The following is a 20,715-nucleotide window of genomic DNA, read 5'->3' on the forward strand; positions in this document are numbered from 1 at the left end:
CCCCACCCCGCCGGCGCTCGCCGCGCCCCCCCCCCCCGCGGCTCCTGCCCCCCGCCCCCCTGCCCGCTCCCCGCCCCCCACTACAGGTTTGGCCTTCCAATCAACTTCCGCGCTGATATAGATGCGTCATCAACGCGCGCAGTGCCGCGGTCCGCGCCTGCTTGGAGACATAACCCCAGTTGCGTTCGCGTGCGAGCTGGCGCAGCTCGGGATCCTGTTCGGCGGTGAACAGGATCACACCGGGCTCGCTGCCCCAGCACTCGACCAGCATTGGCAGCAAGGCAGGGCCGCTGATATCGCCCATGCGCACATCCAGCAGCAACAGGTCGGGCACATTGTCCGAGCGGGTCGCTGCCAGCGCCGCTTCCACGCCGCCGGCAAATTCAACCTGGCAGCCCCAACGTTCCAGCAGCAGGCGTGTGGCCAGGCTGATACGCGGATCGTCGTCGATGCACCAGGCCCGGCAACCGGCCAGCAGGGAATCGGCCTGGGCTTCTTCTGGCGGGTTCACCGGCAATACGCTGCAGCCGACATCGCCGCGCGGCAGGGTGACCGAAAACACGCTGCCGCGCCCGGGCGTGGAACGCAGACCGATACGGTGATCCAGCAGGTGGGCGATGCGGTCGACGATGGCCAGGCCGAGGCCGGCGCCGGGTTCTTCGCTGCCGGCGTTGTCGAGCCGACGGAACTCCTCGAAGATTTCCTGCTGGCGTGCCTGCGGAATGCCCGTGCCGGTGTCGTGCACTTCGATGCGCAGCTGCTCGCCGTCGCGGCGGCAACCGATGACGATATGGCCGCTGCGGGTGTAGCGCACGGCATTGGACAACAGGTTCTGCAGGATGCGCCGCAGCAGCGCCTCGTCGCTGCGTACCACCGCACTGGTGGCCACATGGTGCACACGCAGGCCGCGTGCATTGGCGAGGATGCCGAACTCTATGGTCAGCGCTTCCAGCAGCGGCTCCAGCGGGAAGTCGCGGACACGTTTTTCAAGTGCGCCCGACTCCAGCCGCGAGATGTCCAGCAGGCTGGTCAGGATGCCGTCCTGCGCGGTCAGCGCATTGTCCACGTTGTCGGCGATATCGCGGCAGCTGGCATCCGTCAAACGCCCGCGCAGGGCCGACAGGAACATGCGCGCTGCGTTCAAGGGTTGCAGCAGGTCGTGTACGGCAGCGGCTACCAGCCGCGTCTTGGCCTGGTTGGCCTCTTCGGCCTGGCGCTTGGCGCCGGCCAGGTCGTGGGTGCGCTCGCTGACGCGCAGGCTGAGGGTGTCGGCCAATGAGCGCAGGTCGCGGGCGGCGTTGCGATAGGCGGTGATATCGGTATAGCTGGTGACAAAACCGCCATCAGGCAGCGGATTGCCGCGGATCTCGATCACATTGCCGTCGCCGCTCTCGCGCTCATGCATATGCGGGGTGGCCGAACGCAGGTGGTTGAGGCGGCGTTCGATCGCTTCCTCGACCGGCCCCGGGCCAAGCAGACCGCGCCGCGCGTTGTAGTGGAAGACGTCGGCAATCGGCCGGCCTACCTGGATCAGCCCCGGCGGGAAACGGAACAGTTCGATGTAGCGCCGGTTCCATGCCACCAGGTTGAGCTGCGCATCGACCACGCAGACGCCTTGCGGCAGATGCTGCAGGCTCGCGCTTTCGCCGTAGTCGGCCGCGTGCGCGGCATGCACAACGCCATCTTCGGTGGTGCGCAGTTCCTGTGCGTGCTGCTCCACCAACTGCTCCAGTTCGTGGCGGCTGCGCTCGCGCAGGCGTGCCAGCCGCTGCCGTTGCCATAGCCCGTAGCCCAGCAACAACAGCGCGATAAGGCTGGCCATCAGCGCGCCGGCAAAGCTGCGCGCACTGGCAGTACTGGCGGCGGTGCTGCGCAGCAGATGAAGGGTCCATTGCTGTTGCGGCAGCTGTTGCGATACCCAGATCACCTCGCCGGCATCTGCCAGCTGCACGCGTTGCTGGTTCGGCCCCAGCGAGGTGCCCGGAGAGCGCCGCAGCTGGTGCTGCGGCAGCTGCGCGTACTGGCGCGTGCGCTGCAGTTCCTCGCGTACACCCGGGCCCAGCGCATGCAGGGTGAGGTAGCGCCAGGGCCGGTAGCTGGAGAGGAAGATCACGCCATGGCTGTCGCTGGCGAAAACCGTGTCGGCGGAGTCGTCCCAAGTCTGCTCCAGTGGCCGCAGCACCACTTTTACCACCACCACGCCGACCGCCTTGCCGGTGTCGTCGCGCACCGCTTCGGACAGGAAATAGCCGGGCATGGCGGTGGTGACGCCTTCGGCGTAGAAAGTGCCGCTGCCTTCCTGCATTGCCTGGCGGAAGTAGGGGCGGAACTGATAGCTGTTGCCGACGTTGGTACTGCGGTTCATCCGCCAGTTGCTGGCTGCCAGTGCCACGCCATTGCGATCGAGCAGGGTGAGGGTGGAGGTGGCTGCCACGCCATTGACGCGCTCCAGCTTGCGATTGAGACGGTCCAGTTCCGGTTTGCCCAGCGCGGCCTGTGACAGTGACGCGCGCACATCCGGATCCAGCGCCAACACCGCCGGCAGTACGCGGTGGCGCTCGATCAGCGCCTGCAGGGCTTCGCCATGAAGATGCAGCTGGGTCTGCGCCCGCACCGCTTCGCTGGCAAGACTGCTGCGCTCGAAATGGCGCAGCGCCGTCAGCCCGATCGCCGCGATGGCGAGTGCGGCGGTGAGCGGCAGCAGCCAGCGCATACGGCGCCGATGGGTGGGGAAGAACGGCATGTACCGATGGTCCGGCACCATCGCGGCGCAGTGCCATAGGTCTTGTCCGGTTATTTGCCACTGCCGCAGGCGGGCCGGTAGCGCGGATGCGGGTGCGCCGGAGGGCTGTCTTAACACCAATGCGTTATCGGCGTTGCGCGCGGGGGCCGGTAAAAAAGCCGGCAGTCAGTGAATCTTCGAGGTTTCCCCCATGCATGCCGCTTCCGCCACTGTCGCTACCCCTGCGGGGCGCCGGCTGCCGCTTTACCGCCAGCTCTACGTACAGGTGCTGGTCGCGATAGCGCTGGGTGTGCTGTTGGGGCATTTCGAGCCGGTGTTCGCCGAGCAGCTCAAACCGCTGGGCGATGCCTTCATCAAACTGGTGAAGATGATCATCGCGCCGGTGATTTTCCTGACCATCGTCACCGGCATCGCCGGCATGACCCATCTGCGCAGCGTTGGCCGCGTGTTTGCCAAGGCGATGGCGTATTTCATGTTTTTCTCCACCCTGGCCCTGGTAGTGGGCATGGTGGTGGCACATGTGGTGCAGCCCGGTGCCGGCATGAACATCAATCCGGCCGATCTGGACCAGAGTGCGGTGGAAGGCTATGTGCAGCGCTCGCATGAGCTGACCCTGGTGGGCTTTGCCTTGGACATCATTCCCAAGACCCTGCTGAGCCCGTTCGTCGGTGACAACATCCTGCAGGTGCTGTTCGTGGCGGTGCTGTTCGGTATCGCGCTGGCTTCGGTCGGCGAAAAAGGCCGGCCGGTGTTGAACCTGCTCGAAGCGCTGACCACGCCGGTATTCAAGCTGGTGCACCTGCTGATGCGCGCCGCGCCGATCGGTGCGTTTGGCGCCATTGCCTTCACCATCGGCAAATACGGCATTGCCTCGCTGGTCAATCTGGCCTGGCTGGTGGGCTCCTTCTACCTGACCTCGCTGCTGTTCGTGGTGGTGATCCTGGGCGCGGTGGCGCGCCTGTGCGGGTTCTCGGTGCTCAAGCTGGCCCGTTACCTCAAGGCCGAACTGCTGCTGGTGCTGGGCACTTCCTCATCCGAATCGGCGCTGCCTTCGCTGATGGAGAAGATGGAGAAGGCCGGTTGCGGCAAGTCGGTGGTTGGGCTGGTGGTGCCAACCGGCTATTCGTTCAACCTCGATGGCACCAACATCTACATGACCCTGGCGGCGTTGTTCATTGCCCAGGCCACCAATACCGAGTTGAGCCTGGGTCACCAGATCGCGCTGCTGCTGGTCGCCATGCTCAGTTCCAAGGGCGCGGCCGGGGTCACCGGTGCGGGCTTCATCACCCTGGCTGCCACCTTGGCGGTGGTGCCGGAGGTGCCGGTAGCCGGCATGGCATTGATCCTGGGCGTGGACCGTTTCATGAGCGAATGCCGCTCCTTGACCAATTTCATCGGCAATGCGGTGGCCACGGTCGTGGTGTCGCGTTGGGAAGGGGCGCTGGATCGGCAGCGCCTGGCGCTGGTGCTCGATGGCGTTGAGCCGTCGGAATTGCCCCCAACGGTACCGACAGCAAAGGTTTGAGGTTTACCTGTGTGTGCGTTTTTGCGCGGGGCCTGCTGACGAACAGGCGGCCCCGCGACTTTTTTGCGTCCTGTGCTTGTCACTATCAGGGCCGAAACTGTTGCGCACGCCGTGGTGTGGATAGATCCGAATTGTGCACTTGCAGCATTCGTGCGACAGCATAGCGACAGGTCCAACTGCCTTAACGGCGTTATCATCTCCCGTCCTTCTTGCCCATTAGCGCCCACAACTCGATGTCCAACGAAGATTTCAAGCAGGCCGCCCTCGAATACCACCGGATGTCGCCGCCTGGCAAAATCAAGGTGGTGGCAACCAAGCCCATGTTGACCCAGCGCGACCTGTCGCTGGCGTATTCGCCGGGTGTGGCACATGCCTGCGAAGCGATCATGGCCGACCCCGCCATGGCCAGCGAGATGACGGCACGCGGCAACCTGGTCGGCGTCATCACCAACGGCACCGCCGTGCTGGGCCTGGGCAACATCGGCCCGCTGGCCGGCAAGCCGGTGATGGAAGGCAAGGGCGTACTGTTCCAGAAGTTTGCCGGAATCGACGTCTTCGACATCGAAATCAACGAGAACGACCCGGACAAGCTGGTCGAGATCATCGCTTCGCTGGAGCCGACCTTCGGCGGCATCAACCTGGAAGACATCAAGGCACCGGAATGCTTCATCGTCGAGCGCAAGCTGCGCGAGCGGATGAACATCCCGGTGTTCCATGACGACCAGCACGGCACCGCGATCATCGTCGGCGCCGCCGTGCTCAACGCCATGTGCATCACCGGCAAGAAGATCGAAGAGGTCAAGCTGGCCACCACCGGCATGGGCGCGGCGGGTATTTCCTGCGTCAATATGCTGGTTTCGTTGGGTTTGAAGCCGGAAAACATCCTGGCCTATGACCGCGACGGCGTGATCCACACCGGGCGTACCGACCTGGACCCGGAAAAGGCGCGCTACGCCCGCGACACCGACAAACGCACCCTGGCCGAGATCGTCGACGGCGCCGACATCTTCCTGGGCCTGTCGGCCGGCGGCATCCTGACCAAGGACATGGTCGCCAGCATGGCGCGTGATCCGGTCATCTTCGCCCTGGCCAACCCCTACCCGGAAATCCTGCCGGAAGACGCCAATTCGGTGCGTTCGGACCTGATCATGGGTACCGGCCGTTCGGATTACCCGAACCAGGTCAACAACGCGCTGTGCTTCCCGTATCTGTTCCGTGGTGCGCTGGACGTGGGCGCCACCACCATCAACGAAGAAATGAAGGTTGCCTGCGTGCGCGCGATTGCCGCGCTGGCACGCAAGGAAGCCTCCGATCTTGGCGCCGCTTACGGCGGTGACGTGCCCAGCTTCGGTCGCGACTATGTGATTCCGCGCCCGTTCGACCGCCGCCTGCTGGTGGAGCTGTCCGCCGCCGTGGCCCAGGCCGCGATGGATTCGGGCGTTGCTACGCGGCCGATCGCCGACATGGCGGCCTACCGCGACAAGCTGGCCCAGTTCGTCTACCGCACCAGTCTGTTCATGAAGCCGGTCTACGACCGTGCGCGTTCGGACAAGCAGCGCGTGGTTTACGCCGAGGGCGAGGAAGAAGTGGTGCTGCAGGCGGTGCAGAACGTGATCGACGAAGGCGTGGCCTTCCCGATCCTGATCGGCCGCCCGGAAGTGATCGAAGCCCGCATCGAGCGCCTGGCGTTGCGCATGCGTGCCGGCGTTGATTTTGAAGTCACCAACATCAACGACGACCCGCGCTTCAACGACTACTGGCAGTACTACCACGAGATGACCGGCCGCAAGGGCGTCACCGTGGCCGCCGCCAAGAACCTGATGCGCTCGCGCCCGACCCTGATCGCGGCGGTGATGGTTGCCCGTGGCGAGGCCGATGCGATGCTGTCGGGCCTGGTTGGCCGCTTCCACAAGAAGCTGGGCTATGTGCGCAGCGTGATTCCGCTGGAGGCCAAGGTCAGCTCGACCTCGGCGATGACCGGCGTGATCAACAATCAGGGCGTGTTCTTCTTCGTCGATACGCACGTGCAGGAAGATCCCAGCGTCGAGCAGATCGTCGAGTCCACGCTGCAGGCGGCCTTCCGCATGAAGCTGTTTGGCATCGAGCCGAAGATCGCATTGCTGTCGCATTCCAACTTCGGCAGCCACGATTCCAAGGACGCGCTGAAGATGCGTCAGGTGCGTGAGGCGCTGCTCAAGCGCAACCCGCGCTTGAACGTGGACGGTGAAATGCAGGGCGATACCGCATGGGATGAAGCACTGCGCGACAAGCTGCTGCCCAACAGCACCTTGAAGGGCCGTGCCAACCTGTTCGTGCTGCCCAACCTGGAAGCGGCCAACATCGCCTACAACCTGGTGCGCGTGTTCACCAATGGCGTGGCAATTGGTCCGATCCTGATGGGCATGACCAAGCCGGTGCATATCCTCACCAGCAGCGCCAGCTCGCGCCGCGTACTGAACATGACCGCGATCGCCGCGGTGGATGCGCAGATCCGCAAGCAGATGGAAGCCGACCGCGCCGGTTGATTGCCAACCTGCATGTGTCAAACAAAGCCGGCCTTGTGCCGGCTTTGTTTTTTGCAGCAGCGCTGTTTTGTAGGAGCGGCGTAAGCCGCGAAGCCAATATTCCTGAAGTGCCAGGCGCTCTTCCATCTGATGGGGCTCCTGCTTCGCGGCTTACGCCGCTCCTACAAAGGAGCCTGTCTATCGTGTTGCACAAGCGGCGCCGATGTAGCCCTCGGGCGCCGCTGCCGATCAGAACTGATGGATCTTCTGCGCTTCCACTATCTGCAGCACCAGCTTTCGCGTGGCCGCGCGGCACGAGCGGTAGGCCAGCAGCAACCTGCGTTCGGATGGATCATCCACAAGCTCCGCATTCTCGTTGGGCGTGGCTGCGGAAATGGCGTCAAGTTCACCACGCCCGGTTGCCAGCCATTCGAACGAAACATCGGTGACCAGTGCGATGGTGATCAAGCGCATGGTGCTGGGCGATATACCCGTTGGACTTTCCCAGTTTCCTACTGCACTACGGCTCACCTTCAGTTGGCCTGCCAACTCCGCCTGCGTCATCCTCATCTTTCTCCGCGCTTTGCGGATGCGGATTCCCAGATGGTCATGCATAAATTTCTCCTCGAGCGTTGACCATGAGAGCCGACTAAAAGCCTAAGCCATTGCGAGCTTGCGCAGTCGGCAAAGACTTATTGTCAATGTTCATTACGTTCTTGGATTATCGGAACCGGGGTCGTCATCAATATTGACGACTTTTGCCAATGTAACTTGCACCTGCTCCCTGCTTTGTTTGATGTCGCTACGCTGCAGTGCGGAAAGTACTTTCAGCCAGAGCTTGTTCGTAAAACGCCGACAGCTTGACGAGCTTTTTTCTTAAGCGTTGAACCAATGGTGCAAGCGTGGCGCAAACCACTACGAGTGAAAAACTGCAGGCTGCTGCTCGGCATTGGAGGTCACTGATGGAATTCAGTCAGCCGTGGAAACTGTCTCTGTATTTGATGGGTACATTGACGGGCGTGCTGATCGCGTTGGCGGCGCTGGCCATCCGCAGTGGCAATGAATCGGCAACCATTGCCGGCCGATTGGTGCCGGTGCAGGGAATGGCAACGGTACTGGCGCCGGTTGCCGGGGTGGTGCGCTGGCTGGATGTGGATGACGGCAAGCGGGTGGTGGAGGGCGACACCCTGGCACTGGTAACCACCGCGCGGGCGATGCCTGATATCGGCGATGCCAATCTGGCCTTTGAGTACGGCCTGCAGCAGAAGGAAGACAGCATCGTGCTGGCGCGTGAGGCCTACAAGGAACAACTGGCGGCACAGTCGACCGGTTTGCACGAGCAGATGCAGGCCGCCCGCGTCGAAGCGCAGCAGATCGATCTGCAGATACGTACACGGCGCGAGCTGATCCGCATCGCCGGCGATGTGCTGACCCGGAAACGCGGGTTTGAAGCTGCTTCCGCCGCAGGCCTCGCCGCAGCCGAGCAGCAGGAGGCGCTGGTGCTGGACTACACCGCGCAACTGCAGTCGCTGCGACGGCAACAGGCGGCAACACAGCGGCTGATTGCCCAGCTCAAGCAGGCCATGGGTGAACTGCCCGGCCGGCGTAAGGCCAACGATGCCGCCTATGCCGAGCATCTGGCGCAGCTGCGGTTGGATCGGGTCGAGAACGAAGCCAATGCGGCGTTGTTGGTGAAGGCGCCGGTGGATGGCGTGGTGGTTGCGCAGATGGTCAAGCCGGGGCAATCGGTGCGCCTGGGCCAGCCGTTGCTCAGCCTGCTGCCCGGCGATGGGCGGCTGCAGGCCGAGTTGCTGGTGCCAGGACGTGCGATCGGGGCGATGGCGCCCGGCGACCGTGTGGTGCTGCGCTACCAGGCGTTCCCGCATCAGAAGTTCGGTGCGCAGCACGGCACCATCGCGCATATCAGCCGCACCGCGGTGGACAGTGAGCAGGCCAGCTTCGCCGCGGAGCTGCCAGCGGTGAGGGAAGCCTTCTATCGCGTCACCGTGGAGTTGACCAATCAGGCCATTCTGGCGCACGGCAGGATGGAGCCGCTCAAGCCGGGGATGATGCTGGATGCGCAGGTCAGTGGTGAGCGCGCGCCGCTGAGTGATCGTCTGCTGGCACCGATGTATTCGTTTGGTGGCTGGTTGGGTGGGCGTTGAGTTGGCGTAGCTGCTACCGATGCATCCAATCATTGCAGTGTGTGGAACCGCCTTCGGGGTGCCACAGCGCCGTTGGGTTTGCGATGATGGGGGGGCGTTATCCACTTGCCCGATGGAATTCAGGGCAGGGTACGCGCAGGGATGGGTGTACTGATCGCACTACCGAGGACTGGATCCGGATGATGAAACTATCTTGTTGTGCCTGGGCCGTCGCGCTCTCGTTGGCATGGGCGCCGTTGGCACAGGCAGAACAGGCGGCGGCCACGCTGCCCAGAAGCGTGCAGGCGGGCCCCTGTGTTGAAGGCGTCTGTGAGTACCGGCTGCAGAACGGCTTGCGGGTCTTGCTGTTTGCCGATGCCAGCAAGCCGACGGTGACCGTCAACCTGGTCTATGGCGTGGGTTCGCTGCACGAGAACTACGGCGAGACCGGCATGGCACACCTGCTTGAACACCTGATGTTCAAGGGCACGCCCAAGCATCCGGATATTCCCGGTGAAATGCAGCAGCGCGGCGTCGACAAGAATGCGACCACTTCGCTGGACCGCACCAACTACTTTGCCTCGTTCCCCACCAACGACGACACCCTGGACTGGCTGCTGGGGCTGGAAGCGGACCGCATGCTCAATTCCAAGGTGGCCAAGGCCGACCTGGACAGCGAGATGACCGTGGTCCGCAACGAAATGGAAGCCGGTGACAACAACCCGGTCGGCGTATTGATGAAACGCATGCGCTCGGTGGCCTTTGACTGGCACAACTACGCCAACATGCCCATTGGTGCGCGTTCGGACGTGGAGAACGTGCCGATCGGCAACCTGCAGGCGTTCTACCGCACCTGGTATCAGCCGGACAATGCGATGTTGATCATCGCCGGGCGTATCGACAATGGGAAAGTGCTGGCGCGCGTTGCCGCCCACTTCGCGCCCTTGCAGAAGCCTGCGCGGGTCATGCCGGCTTTCCATACGGTGGAGCCGGTGCAGGACGGCGAACGTGAAGTCACGGTACGCCGCAGCAGCGAGCTGTCATTGATTGCCGCCAGCTATCACGTTCCCGCTCTTGCGCAGGCCGACAGCGCGCCGCTGTCTGTATTGGGCAACGTACTCGGCGACAACCCGAACGGGCGCCTGTACAAGGTCTTGCAGGAACCCAAGCTGGTCGCGTTTGCCGGTGCCAGCGGTGAGACCCTGCGTGATCCCGGTTTGTTCACCCTGGTTGCGGCGCTGCCCAAGGAAGGTGATCCGGCCAGGGCCGAAGCCGAGCTGCTCAAGCAGGCCGAAGCCATCGTCGCCAGCCCTGTCACCGAGGCGGAAGTTGCGGCGGCCAAGCAACGTATCGGCAATGCCATCGAAAAGCGCGCCAGTGACGTCAATGCGATGGCGATGGCCTTGTCCGAATACCAGGCGGCCGGTGACTGGCGGCTGCTGTTCGTGCAGCGCGATGCCATCGACGGCGTCACCGCGAGCGACGTCAACCGTGTCGCGGCTGCCTATCTGAAGCCGCAGAACCGCACCGTTGGCCGTTTTGTGCCGACCGCGGCGCCGGACCGTGCGGCCATTTCCGCAGCGCCGGCGGTTGCCAGCCTGGTGGACGGCTACAAAGGCCGCGTTGCCGTTGCTGCCGGGGAGGCGTTCGAGCCCAGCCTGGAGAACATCGCCGCGCGTACCGAGAGCTTCGTCATTGGCGATGGCCTGCGGGTATCGCTGCTGCCAAAGCGCAATCGCGGGCAGACCGTAACCCTGGATGCCAGCTTTCACTTTGCAGATGAGCTGTCCATCACCGGCCGCAGCTACGCCGGCAGCTGGGTAGGGCCGATGTTGATGATGGGCAGCGAGCGCATGGACCGTGGGCAGATTGCCGCGCGTTTTGATGCGCTCAATACACAGGCGCAGGTCAGCGGCGGCGCGCAGGGGGCTGCCATCCGCCTCAACGGCAAGCGCGAGACGCTGCTGGAGGCGCTGCGTCTAGCCGCCGATGTGCTGCGCCATCCGGCGTTTCCCGCCGATCAGTTCGAGCAGTTGCGGCTGCAGGCCATCACCGGCCTGGAGTTCCAGCGCAAGGAGCCGGGCACGCTCGCCTCGATGGCGCTGAGCCAGTACTTCGATCCGTGGCCGGTTGGCCATCCACTGCATGTGGAGTCGATTGATCAGTCGCTGGCACGCCTGAAGGCGATCAAGGCCGAGGATATCCGCGCCTACCATCAGGCCTTCTACGGCAGCTCTGTCGGTGAGATCGCCGTGGTCGGCGATTTCGATCCGGTGGCGATGAAGGCCGAACTGCAGGCCTTGTTTGCCGACTGGAAGGCGCCGCGTGCGTATGCGCCGATCAGCACCCATTACCGCGAAGTGGCCGCCAAGCACGAGCGTTTTTCAACTCCCGACAAACCCAATGCGGTGTTGCTGGCGCGGCAGAATGTCTCGATCAATCTGGCCGATGCGGACTTCCCGGCGCTGAACATCGCCATCGGCATTCTCGGTGCCGATCCGCTAAAGGCGCGGCTTGCCGAGCGCATCCGCCAGAAAGAGGGCCTGAGCTACAACGTCGGTGCGGGCCTGAGCGCCGACGAAAGCCGCGAAGGGCGCGACGACAACGGCAGTGTCAGCATCCAGGCCATTGCCGCGCCGGAGAACATGGCCAAGCTGGAAGCAGCCCTGCGCGAGGAATTGGCGCGGCTGGTTGCCGACGGCATCACCGCGCAGGAACTGCGGGACGCCGTAGCGGAGAAGAAGGTGGCGCGCGAGCAGTCGCGCGCGGTCGATGGCGCTGTCGCCGGGTTGCTGAGCGACCATCTTTACTATGGTCGTGACATGCGCTTTGAAGCGCAGCGCGATGCCGCCTATCAGGCGCTGACGGTGGAGCAGGTCAATGCCGCCATCCGCAAGCACCTCAAACCCGAGCAACTGAGCGTGTTTGTTGCCGGTGACTTCAAGTAAGCGGTTACCCGGGGCTGTCTGTCGCAGCCCCGATTCTGCTGTCTGCCAAGGTGTGCCCGGCTCGCCGGCCCTGTTATCTGCCCCAGGTCGGCAGTGCCCTGACCAGACGGGGCGGATTCATCGGCGCGGCTGGCCCCGCTTCAGGTTCCTCGCCCTTGTATCTGCCGAGCCGGTTGCTGCACGGGCGGCCGCGTTGGCCCGGCACTGCTAGAATTGCGCGGACCCGTTTTTTTCGTGAATGACGCCATGAGCCATACCGCAACCGCGCCCGCCAATGCCGAGAAGCGTTACACCGTACATCGCGCTGACCTGCCGCTGAGCTGCCCGACGCCGGAAATGGCGCTGTGGAACTCGCATCCGCGGGTTTACCTGCCGATCGAGGACGAACCCAATGGCGAGGCAGCCTGCCCGTATTGCGGTTCGGTATTCGTGCTGGCTGACTGAACCGCCGACCGATGCGCCGTTTGACGGTGGTGCAGTTGCTGCCGGCGCTGCATTCCGGCGGCGTCGAGCGTTCAACCCTGGAAATCGCCGCGGCACTGGTGGCTGCCGGTCACCGGGCCATTGTCGTGTCCGCAGGTGGCCGACTGCTGCAGCCGCTGCTGGACAGTGGCGCCGAGCATCTGACCTTGGACATCGGCCGCAAGTCGCTGTTTACCCTGCGCCATGTGGCCTCGTTGCGGCGCCTGTTCAGTGAAGCCGGTGCCGACATCGTGCACGCGCGTTCGCGGCTGCCGGCATGGCTGGGCTGGTACGCCTTGCGTGGCATGCCGGCAGCGCAGCGCCCGCATTGGCTGACCACCATGCACGGGCTGAATTCGGCCGGCCGCTACAGCGGCATCATGGCCAGCGGGGAGCGGGTGATCTGCGTATCGCAGACCGTGCGTGACTACCTGCAGCAGCACTATCCACAGACCGATCCGGCCAAGCTGCGGGTGATACCGCGCGGCGTGGATGTGGCCCAGTTCCCGCGCGTGGAGCGCAGCGACCGGCGCCCGCGTCTGGCGTTGGCCGCGCGCCACCCGCAGTTGGGCAGCGAACTGCCGCTGCTGTTGTTGCCGGGCCGGGGTACCCGGCTGAAAGGGCATGCATACGCCTTGCAGCTGCTGGCAGCATTGCAGAACGCCGGCCGGCCGGCGGTGTTGTGGATGCCCGGTGTGCGTGAGCCCGGCCGCGAAGCCTATGTGCGCGAGCTGGAGCAGTTGGCGCAGACGCTGGGTGTAGCCGGCCAGCTGGTGCTCAGCGAACCCACCACCCGCATTGCCGAAGCCTATGCCGCCAGCGATCTGGTGTTGCAGCTGTCCGACAAGCCGGAGGCATTTGGCCGTACCGTATTGGAGGCCTTGGCGGTCGGCCGCCCGGTTGCAGGCTGGAACCATGGCGGCGTGGGTGAGCTGCTCGGTCAGCTGCAGCCTTCCGGCGCGGTGGACTACGCGGACATGGCGCAGCTGACACAGTGCGTGCTGGCCCTGCTGGGCAACCCACCGCTGCTGCCACGGCGGATTCCGTATACGTTGCAGGCCATGCAACGTGCCACCCTGGATGTCTATGCAGAACTCGCTGGCTGAGCCGTCCTTTGCCGCCCCTCCGCGCCAGCCCGGGTGGTGGGCGCCGGTATGGGTGATTGCCTACGTGGCCCTGCTGCCGCTGCCGGGCATTGCCGAGTCGGTGCTGGTGCTGGGTGCCTTGTTCACCGTGCTGCGCTTGTTGCTGCTGCGCCTGAAAAAAGGTGCGGGCATCCGCAGTCTATTGGGTGTGCCCGCGTTGGCCCTGACCAGCGTGCTGTTCTGTGCCTATTGGTTGCCGCAGCTGGGTTCGGCGCTGGGTGCCGAAGATGCGGGCAAAGTCTGGGGCAAAGTTGGTGGTGGCCTGCGTTATCTACCTTTCATGTGGTTGGTGGCCATCGCGGTGGCCACCCCGCAACGCCGGCGCCTCACCTTTGGTGGTCTGGCCTTGGTGACGGGAGTGTGGGCGTTCGATGCCTTGCTGCAGGCCTTTGCCGGAACCAGCCCCTTGTTCTGGGGCCTGGACCAGCTCAAATGGCTGCTAAGCGGGCACGGCCTGTGTTCACCGGAAGAAGCAGCCATGGCCGATCGCCTGGCCGGCATCTTCGGGCCGTGCAATCTGAAATTCGGCCAGGTGCTGGCCAGCCTGTCGCCGTTCCTGCTGTTTTTCGTGGGCCTGCGTTGGGGCCGTTGGAGCTGGGTGCTGGCCGCTGCGGTGGTGGGTGTGGTGCTGGTGTATGCCGGTTCGCGCGCGTCGCTGATCACCTACGGCCTGGTGCTGCTGGTTTCCGGTTGGCGGCTGCTCGGTGGCAAGTGGCTGCTGTTGCTGATACTGGCAGGGGTGATTGGCGTCGCTGCGGTGGCTGCCGGTTCCAGCCAGGTGCGTGAGCGTTTCGAGCGTACCGCGATGGCCTTCGGTGACGGCGCTCATGGCATCAATGAAGCCTTGTCCGGGCGGGCGCAGATCTGGGCGGCCGCGCTGTGCATGGTGCGCGAACATCCCATCAACGGGGTGGGCGCGCGTGGTTTCCGTGAGGCGTATCCGCACTGCAATCCGGATGCGTCGCAGGCGCCGGTGTGGGGCGATGGCCCAGCGCTGCACGCGCACCAGATCGTGCTGGAGATCCTTGCCGAAACCGGCCTGCTCGGCTTGCTGCTATGGATTGCCGGTGCGGCGATGGCGCTGCGGGCCTGGATCTATTCCGGGCCCGAGGCGCGCGAACGCGCACGCCCGGCAGCGGTGGCACTGGCGGTAACGGTATTCCCGTTCAATACCCATCTGGCGTTCTATTCCGCGTTCTGGGGCGGGCTGACGGTGATGCTGGCGGCGCTGTATGCCGGTGCGCTGCTGGCCGAGCCGGACAAGCGCGGCGACTGAGGCGGCAAGCGGCTCAGTCGTAGAAGTCGCTGCGGCCTTCGGGCTGGCGCTTGAACCGGCGGTGTATCCACAGGTATTGCGCTGGTGCCTCGCGCACCATTTCCTCGATGGCGGCGTTGACCTTGGCGGTGTCGGCAACCACGTCATCGGTGGGGAAGTCGGGCAGCGGCGGGGCGATTTTCAGCACGTAGGCGCTGCCAACACGGCGATGGAAATAAGGCACCACGGCGCAACCGGTCATGCGTGCGAATTGGTGGGTGGCGGTGATGGTGGATGCCGGCATGCCGAAGAACGGTACGAATACCGAGTCCTTGCCGCGCATGTCCTGGTCCGGTGCATACCAGAGGAAACCGCCTTTTTTCAGATGCCGCACGGTGGCGCGGATGTCTTCGTTGGCGAACATCGCGCAGGCATATTTCAGCCGGCCGCTCTTCACCGCCCATTCCATCACCGGGTTGCGGTATTTGCGGTACATGCCGGCCAGCGGTACGTGATCGCAGAGCAGGCGGCCGCACATTTCCAGGGTCATGAAGTGGCCTGATACCAGCAATACGCCGCGGCCCTCGGCCTGCAATGCCTTCAGGTGCTCCAGGCCTTCCCATTGCACCTGCGGGCGGATGACGTCGATCTTGCCCCACCAGGCACGGGCGAATTCGAACACCCCTACGCCAAGTGCGTCGAAGCTGTCACGCAGCAGGCGCTGCCGCCAGGCCTCGTCCTTTTCCGGGAAGCACAGCTTGAGATTGACCACGGCGGCGCGGCGGCGACTGCGCGCCAGGTGCAGGGCCAGCCAGCCAATGCCACGGCCCAGTGCGCGCTGCAGCGTCCATGGCAGGCGTGCGGCGATGAAGGCAATGCCAAGCCAGGCATAGGTGGGCCAGTGGCGTGGCTGCAGGAGCGAGGGCCGGGTGGCGGTGGAAGGCGAATCGGACATGCGTCGATTCTAAGCCACCGCGGTGAAGGCGGGAGCAGCGGCGAGGAGGGCAGGGCAATGGCAACTGCTAAGGCGACTGCAAAGGCAAAGGCAACTGCAAAGGCAAAGGCAAAGGCAACTGCAAAGGCAACTGCAAAGGCAAAGGCACCCCTCCTCAATCCTCCCCTGCGCTGCGCGCAAGGGAGGAGGTAGAGGCAATGGCCGTCGGAAGATCGGCTTCGGCTTCGGCAACGTCAACGTCAACGTCAACGGCACCCGCACCCGCACCCGCACCCGCAGCAACAGCAGCAACAACAGCAACAGCAACAGCAACAGCAACAGCAGCAACGGTCGGAATGGTCGGAATGGTCGGAGCGGCGGCAACGGTCGGAACGCCAGAAACGGCAGCAACGGCATCAACAGCCGCAACGGCAGGAACGGCAGGAACGGCCCCCCCCTCCGCGCCCCTCCCTGCGCTGCGCGACAGGGCGGCGCGGTACTGCACCTAGGCGCCCACGCTCGGTTCTGTGCTTGGTCGCCTGCCGTGGGCAATAGCACTGGGCCTTGTCGCGCTGTTGCGTGGTTCTCCCGTATCCTTCGCCGATGCGCAAGGATCCAGTTGAATTTCTGCTGCGCGGCCTGTATTCGGCCGTGCTCTATCTATTGCTGCCCATCACCGTGTACCACCTGGTATGGCGCGGTTTCCGGGTGCGCGAATACTTCCGGCGTTGGGATGAGCGCTATGCGTCCTACCCGGACAGCGGCGCGCAGCCGCGTGTTTGGTTGCATGCGGTGTCGGTGGGCGAGGTCAATGCGGCCGCGCCGCTGGTCAATGCGCTGCGTGCGCAGCGCCCGGATATCCGCTGGATCATCACCACCATCACCCCGACCGGTTCGCAGCGCGTGCGCGCGCTGTGGGGAGATGCGGTGGACCATGTGTATCTGCCCTATGACGTCCCCGGCAGCGTCAGCCGCTTTCTGGAGCATTTCCAGCCCAGCCTGGCGCTGATCCTGGAGACCGAGTTGTGGCCCAACATGTTGTTCGGTTGCCGCGACCGTGGCATTCCGGTGTACATCCTCAACGCGCGTTTGTCGGCGCGTTCGTTGAAGGGCTATCGCGTGCTCAAGGCCCTGGTCGGGCGTGCCCTGCGCACGGTGACCTGCGTCGCGGCGCAGTCGCAGGCCGATGCGGAGCGCTTCATCGAGCTGGGCGCATTGCCTGCGCAGGTGCAGGCCCTGGGCAACCTGAAGTTCGATATCCATCCGCCGGATCCAACCGAAGTGTTGCAGGCCTTCCATCAGCACGTGGCCGCCACGCGGCCGATATGGATCGCCGCCAGTACCCATGAGGGCGAAGAGCAGGCGGTGATCGAAATCCATGCGCGCCTGTTGCAGCAGCATCCCGATGCACTGTTGTTGTGGGCGCCGCGTCATCCCGAACGCTTTGCCAAGGTGGAAGCCCTGGCTCGCGAGCCGGGCTGGCGCGTGGCCACGCGCAAGGCGCAGCAATGGCCTGCGGCCGATACCCAGGTATTCGTGATCGACACCCTGGGCGAGTTGATGGCGTTCTATGCCTGCGCGCAGGTGGCCTTCGTCGGTGGCAGTCTGCAGGCCATTGGCGGCCACAATCTGCTGGAGCCGGCGGCGATGGGTACGGCGGCGGTTACCGGCCCGCACCTGCACAACTTCGCCGAGATATCACGACGCATGGATGAGGCCGGTGCCTTGTGCATCTGTGCCGATGCGGCAGAAGTGGGCGCAGCCGTGTCACGTCTGTTGCAGGATGATGCCGAGCGCGAACGCATGGTGCAGGCCGGGCGAGCGCTGGTGGCCAATGGTCGCGGTGCGCTGGAGCATACGATTGCATTGATTACACCGCAGTTGCCGCCGGCCAGCGAGGCCGCTGCATAACCCACCGGCAAGCGCAGCGCTGGGGCTTGTCTGTAGGAGCGGCGTAAGCCGCGAAGCAGGTACAGCATCGGTGTGCATTGAAGCAGGCCTTCAAACAACATCAGCTTCGCGGCTTACGCCACTCCTACAGCGAAGCAATGCTGTGCTGCACGGATGGCTGCACCGGTTGGGTGTTGGCACTCGCGGCCAATGTTCCAGAAACAAGAAAGGCGGGCCGAGGCCCGCCTTTCTGCATTACGTTGCCGCGCCGGATTACTGCGCGCTGTTCGACTGCAGCTTGGAGCTGGCATCCACCGTCAACAGGCGGTTGATGTCCTGGACTTCGCTGATTTCCAGATCGCCGATGGCCTGGCTCAACTGCAGGCGGGCCAACAGGAAGTTGTAACGCGACTGGGCGTAGTCCACCTGGGCTTGGAACAGGGTGCGCTGGTTCTGCACAACGTCAAGCACGGTACGGGTACCCACTTCCAGACCGACCTGCGAGGCGTCGTAGGCGCTCTGTGCCGAGACCACGGTCAGGCGGCGGGCTTCGACTTCGCTGATGCCGGCAACCAGGGCCTGGTAGGCATTGCGGGTGTTGCGGTCAAGGGCGCGCTTCTGCTGCTCGAAGGTGTCCTGGGCGATATCGCGACGGGCCAGCGCCTGACGCACGCCGGACTGGGTGGCGCCACCGGCGAAGATCGGCACGTTCAAGGTCAGGCCGATTGCGTTGGTGGTGGCATCGGGGGTCTGTGAGGCGCTGCCGGTGTTGTCGCCCCAGCGGGCGCTCTTGCCCCAGTTGCCGCCCAACGACAGGGTCGGGTAGTGGCCGCCACGTGCGGCAGACACGTTGGACTCGGCGGCGCTGACCTGCAGCTCCTGTGCCTTCAGCGCCGGGTTGCGCCCGACTGCATCGGTGACCAGCTGGTCAACGTTGCCACGGTTGGCCGGCACTTCCGGACGGAAGTCGACCGGCAGGCCACGCACGTCGCGCACCGGCTGGCCGGTCAGCTCGGTCAGCGCCTGGTAGGCGTCTTCCAGTGCATTGCGGGCAAGGATGGTGTTGGCGCGGGCCTGATCGTACTGGGCGCGGGCTTCGTGCATGTCGGTGATCGGCGCCAGGCCAACTTCCAGGCGCTTGTCGGCGTAGTCGAACTGCTTCTTGGCGGCTGCTTCGTTGGTCTCGGCGGCGGTCAGCGATTCAATGCCGACCAGCACATTGAAGTAGGTGGTCGCGGTGCGCACGACCAGTTCGTCGTTGGCCGAATCCAGGGTGAAATCGGCGGCCTTGCTGACGTCGCGCTGCGCACGCAGGTTGGCGAACTGGCTCCAGTTGAACAGGGTCTGGCTGCCGTTGATGCCGTAGCTGCGGGTCTTGGTGGTGGCGCTGCCACCGCCGGCACCGGCGATGCTGTCGTACTTGCTGTGGTTGCGGGTCAACGAAGCTTCACCGCCGATCTGCGGCAGCAGTGCCGCACGTGCCTGCACCTGGCCTTCCTTGTCGAACAGGCGCGTGGACTCGGCTGCAGCCAGCTGCGTGTCACCGTTGCGGGCCATTTCGTAGACCTGCAACAGGTCGGCGGCATGGGAAGTCAGCGGAGTGAGAGCGACTGCCAGCGCAAGGGTGAGGGATCGGCGGATCATTGCGGCTTCCTTGGAAGGTTTCAGAGTTGGAATTGCGGTGCGGGCGCAGCGCCCTGCAGGTAATCAAGATCGGTTTCGAACAGCGAGGCGATGCTGCCGTCGGCCTGGACCAGCACCGCTTCCATCACCGGCGAAACGCCGCGGATGGCAAACAGGCGGCCGCCGCTGCGCAGCAGCTTCAGCAGTTCCACCGGAACGGTTTCTACCGCACCGGTGATGCAGATGGCGTCGAACTGACGCTGGCTCTGCCAATTCAGGGCATCGGCGACTTCAATGCGGACATTGCTGCCCAGCTTGGCCGCGTCCAGGTTCTGGCGGGCGCGCTCGGCCAGCTCGGGATGGATTTCCAGGCTCAGCACTTCGCGGGCCAGTTCGCCCATGCAGGCGCTCAGGAAGCCGCTGCCGGTGCCGATTTCCAGCACTTCGTCAGTGGGCTGCAGATCCAGCGCCTGCAGGGTGCGGCCTTCGATGACCGGCTTCATCATCTTCTGGCCATGACCCAGCGGCAGCTCGATATCGGCATAGGCCAGGGCGCGGTGCGATTCAGCGACGAAGGCCTCGCGCGGCAGGCGCGCCAGCACGTCCAGCACGCGGACTTCCAGCACATCCCAGGGACGGATCTGCTGTTCAACCATCATTTCGCGGACGTGGGAGTAATCAATCGTCATGGGAAGCTCATCATTCCAGCGCAGTGGGCCGGCCATTTTACCGGTTACCAGACACAAAGTACGGACCCAACATTGCGGGGAGGGCCGCGCGTGACGCAGTGCCGGAAGTCATTCGGACCTCCGGTTCATTCAGCTTGCCGGTGCGGTTCATAGGCGCGGATGAAGAAATCCACGCTGGCGGCGATATGGACGTCGGCACCGAGCTGGTCCGGGGCGGCGCACAGGCCACACATCATATGCGTATGGACCTCGCCCTTGATCAGGCAGAAGAACTGCCGGGCGGCCAGCGCCAGGTCCTCGATGGCCAGCTGGCCACGGCTGACGCGGGCGCCGAGGAACTCGGCCAGGGCGCTTTCGGTACGTGCCGGGCCGGCCTGCCAGAACATCTGGCGGATACGGTCGTCGGTGTCCGGGGTCATCATCATGCGCTGGGTGGCAATGGCCGCATCGCTGCTGATCAGGGCGAAAAAGGCATGGCCGATGCCCAACAGCTGGCCGCGCAGGGGCGCTTCGTTGTCGGTGACAAACAGTTCATCGGGCATCATTTCCACGCACTTGGCCTGGATTGCCTCGGTGAACAGGGTTTCCTTGTCACCGAAATGACTGTAGACCGTCAGTTTGGAAACACTGGCGCGGGCGGCAATTTCGTCCATGCTGACGCCGTTGAAACCCAGTTCGATGAACAAGGCCTTGGCCGCATCGAGGATGGCCGCGCGCTTGCCAAGATCCTTGGGGCGACCCGGACCGGAGCTGCGTGGCGCCGCTGTCGTGGGCGCGGAAGAGGGCTTTTTCGGGCACATCAGGCAATACTAGACCAGCTGGTTCGATATTTATACTATACCGATGCGTTTAG

The 20,715-nt window shown here is 64.4% G+C and carries 14 protein-coding genes; 8 read left to right on the top strand and 6 right to left on the bottom strand.

All coding sequences use genetic code 11. The features are described from left to right. Positions 1 to 100: 100 nt before the first annotated feature. On the bottom strand, positions 101 to 2,743 hold the full coding sequence (locus tag ABE493_RS06440) for a PAS-domain containing protein (protein WP_346498119.1): 2,643 nt from the start codon (positions 2,741 to 2,743) through the stop codon (positions 101 to 103). Positions 2,744 to 2,933: 190 nt separating this feature from the next. Here ABE493_RS06440 and ABE493_RS06445 point away from each other — a divergent pair, with 190 nt between their 5' ends. Both ABE493_RS06445 and ABE493_RS06450 read left to right on the top strand, forming a co-directional pair. Further along, the gene (locus ABE493_RS06445; protein ID WP_346498120.1) at positions 2,934 to 4,268 is read left to right on the top strand and encodes a dicarboxylate/amino acid:cation symporter; all 1,335 of its coding nucleotides are present in this window, start codon (positions 2,934 to 2,936) and stop codon (positions 4,266 to 4,268) included. A gap of 233 nt (positions 4,269 to 4,501) precedes the next feature. Continuing rightward, positions 4,502 to 6,793: an NADP-dependent malic enzyme gene (locus ABE493_RS06450; RefSeq protein ID WP_346498121.1), complete on the top strand. Its 2,292-nt coding sequence runs from the start codon at positions 4,502 to 4,504 to the stop codon at positions 6,791 to 6,793. Positions 6,794 to 7,021: 228 nt separating this feature from the next. Here ABE493_RS06450 and ABE493_RS06455 read toward each other — a convergent pair whose 3' ends face one another. Then, entirely contained in the window at positions 7,022 to 7,387 is a 366-nt protein-coding gene (locus tag ABE493_RS06455; RefSeq protein ID WP_346498122.1) for a helix-turn-helix transcriptional regulator, read from the bottom strand. Between the two features lie 347 nt (positions 7,388 to 7,734). On the opposite strand from ABE493_RS06455, the gene ABE493_RS06460 reads away from it, so the two are divergent. From ABE493_RS06460 to ABE493_RS06480, 5 genes are all read left to right on the top strand, one after another. Continuing rightward, positions 7,735 to 8,937: an HlyD family secretion protein gene (locus ABE493_RS06460; protein WP_346498123.1), complete on the top strand. Its 1,203-nt coding sequence runs from the start codon at positions 7,735 to 7,737 to the stop codon at positions 8,935 to 8,937. A 182-nt stretch (positions 8,938 to 9,119) separates the two neighbouring features. Continuing rightward, the gene (locus tag ABE493_RS06465; protein ID WP_346498124.1) at positions 9,120 to 11,864 is read left to right on the top strand and encodes a M16 family metallopeptidase; all 2,745 of its coding nucleotides are present in this window, start codon (positions 9,120 to 9,122) and stop codon (positions 11,862 to 11,864) included. 246 nt (positions 11,865 to 12,110) lie between these two features. Beyond that, entirely contained in the window at positions 12,111 to 12,308 is a 198-nt protein-coding gene (locus tag ABE493_RS06470; protein ID WP_346498125.1) for a zinc-finger domain-containing protein, read from the top strand. Between the two features lie 11 nt (positions 12,309 to 12,319). After that, a complete protein-coding gene (locus ABE493_RS06475) occupies positions 12,320 to 13,432 on the top strand; it encodes a glycosyltransferase (protein WP_346498126.1) in 1,113 nt (370 codons plus the stop codon). After that, positions 13,413 to 14,747, top strand: a complete 1,335-nt coding sequence (locus ABE493_RS06480; protein ID WP_346498208.1) for an O-antigen ligase family protein — start codon at positions 13,413 to 13,415, stop codon at positions 14,745 to 14,747. The genes ABE493_RS06475 and ABE493_RS06480 overlap by 20 nt, the downstream gene beginning before the upstream one ends. 13 nt (positions 14,748 to 14,760) lie before the next feature. Here ABE493_RS06480 and ABE493_RS06485 read toward each other — a convergent pair whose 3' ends face one another. Next, entirely contained in the window at positions 14,761 to 15,681 is a 921-nt protein-coding gene (locus ABE493_RS06485; protein ID WP_346498127.1) for an LpxL/LpxP family Kdo(2)-lipid IV(A) lauroyl/palmitoleoyl acyltransferase, read from the bottom strand. Positions 15,682 to 16,263: 582 nt separating this feature from the next. On the opposite strand from ABE493_RS06485, the gene waaA reads away from it, so the two are divergent. After that, the gene (waaA, locus tag ABE493_RS06490; protein ID WP_346498128.1) at positions 16,264 to 17,571 is read left to right on the top strand and encodes a lipid IV(A) 3-deoxy-D-manno-octulosonic acid transferase; all 1,308 of its coding nucleotides are present in this window, start codon (positions 16,264 to 16,266) and stop codon (positions 17,569 to 17,571) included. A 252-nt stretch (positions 17,572 to 17,823) separates the two neighbouring features. On the opposite strand, the gene ABE493_RS06495 is transcribed toward waaA, so the two are convergent. The 3 genes from ABE493_RS06495 to ABE493_RS06505 all read right to left on the bottom strand — a co-directional run bounded on the left by ABE493_RS06495 (position 17,824) and on the right by ABE493_RS06505 (position 20,662). Beyond that, positions 17,824 to 19,194 carry a TolC family outer membrane protein gene (locus ABE493_RS06495; protein ID WP_346498129.1) on the bottom strand — a complete coding sequence of 457 codons (1,371 nt, stop codon included), beginning with the start codon at positions 19,192 to 19,194 and terminating at the stop codon, positions 17,824 to 17,826. 20 nt (positions 19,195 to 19,214) lie between these two features. Continuing rightward, entirely contained in the window at positions 19,215 to 19,862 is a 648-nt protein-coding gene (locus tag ABE493_RS06500; RefSeq protein WP_062166842.1) for a protein-L-isoaspartate O-methyltransferase family protein, read from the bottom strand. A 125-nt stretch (positions 19,863 to 19,987) separates the two neighbouring features. After that, positions 19,988 to 20,662 (bottom strand): TetR/AcrR family transcriptional regulator, encoded by a 675-nt coding sequence (locus ABE493_RS06505; protein ID WP_346498130.1) that lies wholly within the window; start codon positions 20,660 to 20,662, stop codon positions 19,988 to 19,990. Positions 20,663 to 20,715: the final 53 nt, after the last annotated feature.

It is taken from the genome of Stenotrophomonas terrae (assembly GCF_039674165.1).
Taxonomy (GTDB): domain Bacteria; phylum Pseudomonadota; class Gammaproteobacteria; order Xanthomonadales; family Xanthomonadaceae; genus Stenotrophomonas; species Stenotrophomonas terrae_A.

Bases quoted from the DNA above. Each gene is read 5' to 3' on its own strand.
- ABE493_RS06440 (WP_346498119.1), bottom strand. From the start codon at position 2,743: ATGCCGTTCTTCCCCACCCATCGGCGCCGTATGCGCTGGCTGCTGCCG.
- ABE493_RS06445 (WP_346498120.1), top strand. From the start codon at position 2,934: ATGCATGCCGCTTCCGCCACTGTCGCTACCCCTGCGGGGCGCCGGCTG.
- ABE493_RS06450 (WP_346498121.1), top strand. From the start codon at position 4,502: ATGTCCAACGAAGATTTCAAGCAGGCCGCCCTCGAATACCACCGGATG.
- ABE493_RS06455 (WP_346498122.1), bottom strand. From the start codon at position 7,387: ATGCATGACCATCTGGGAATCCGCATCCGCAAAGCGCGGAGAAAGATG.
- ABE493_RS06460 (WP_346498123.1), top strand. From the start codon at position 7,735: ATGGAATTCAGTCAGCCGTGGAAACTGTCTCTGTATTTGATGGGTACA.
- ABE493_RS06465 (WP_346498124.1), top strand. From the start codon at position 9,120: ATGAAACTATCTTGTTGTGCCTGGGCCGTCGCGCTCTCGTTGGCATGG.
- ABE493_RS06470 (WP_346498125.1), top strand. From the start codon at position 12,111: ATGAGCCATACCGCAACCGCGCCCGCCAATGCCGAGAAGCGTTACACC.
- ABE493_RS06475 (WP_346498126.1), top strand. From the start codon at position 12,320: ATGCGCCGTTTGACGGTGGTGCAGTTGCTGCCGGCGCTGCATTCCGGC.
- ABE493_RS06480 (WP_346498208.1), top strand. From the start codon at position 13,413: ATGCAGAACTCGCTGGCTGAGCCGTCCTTTGCCGCCCCTCCGCGCCAG.
- ABE493_RS06485 (WP_346498127.1), bottom strand. From the start codon at position 15,681: ATGTCCGATTCGCCTTCCACCGCCACCCGGCCCTCGCTCCTGCAGCCA.
- waaA (WP_346498128.1), top strand. From the start codon at position 16,264: ATGCGCAAGGATCCAGTTGAATTTCTGCTGCGCGGCCTGTATTCGGCC.
- ABE493_RS06495 (WP_346498129.1), bottom strand. From the start codon at position 19,194: ATGATCCGCCGATCCCTCACCCTTGCGCTGGCAGTCGCTCTCACTCCG.
- ABE493_RS06500 (WP_062166842.1), bottom strand. From the start codon at position 19,862: ATGACGATTGATTACTCCCACGTCCGCGAAATGATGGTTGAACAGCAG.
- ABE493_RS06505 (WP_346498130.1), bottom strand. From the start codon at position 20,662: ATGTGCCCGAAAAAGCCCTCTTCCGCGCCCACGACAGCGGCGCCACGC.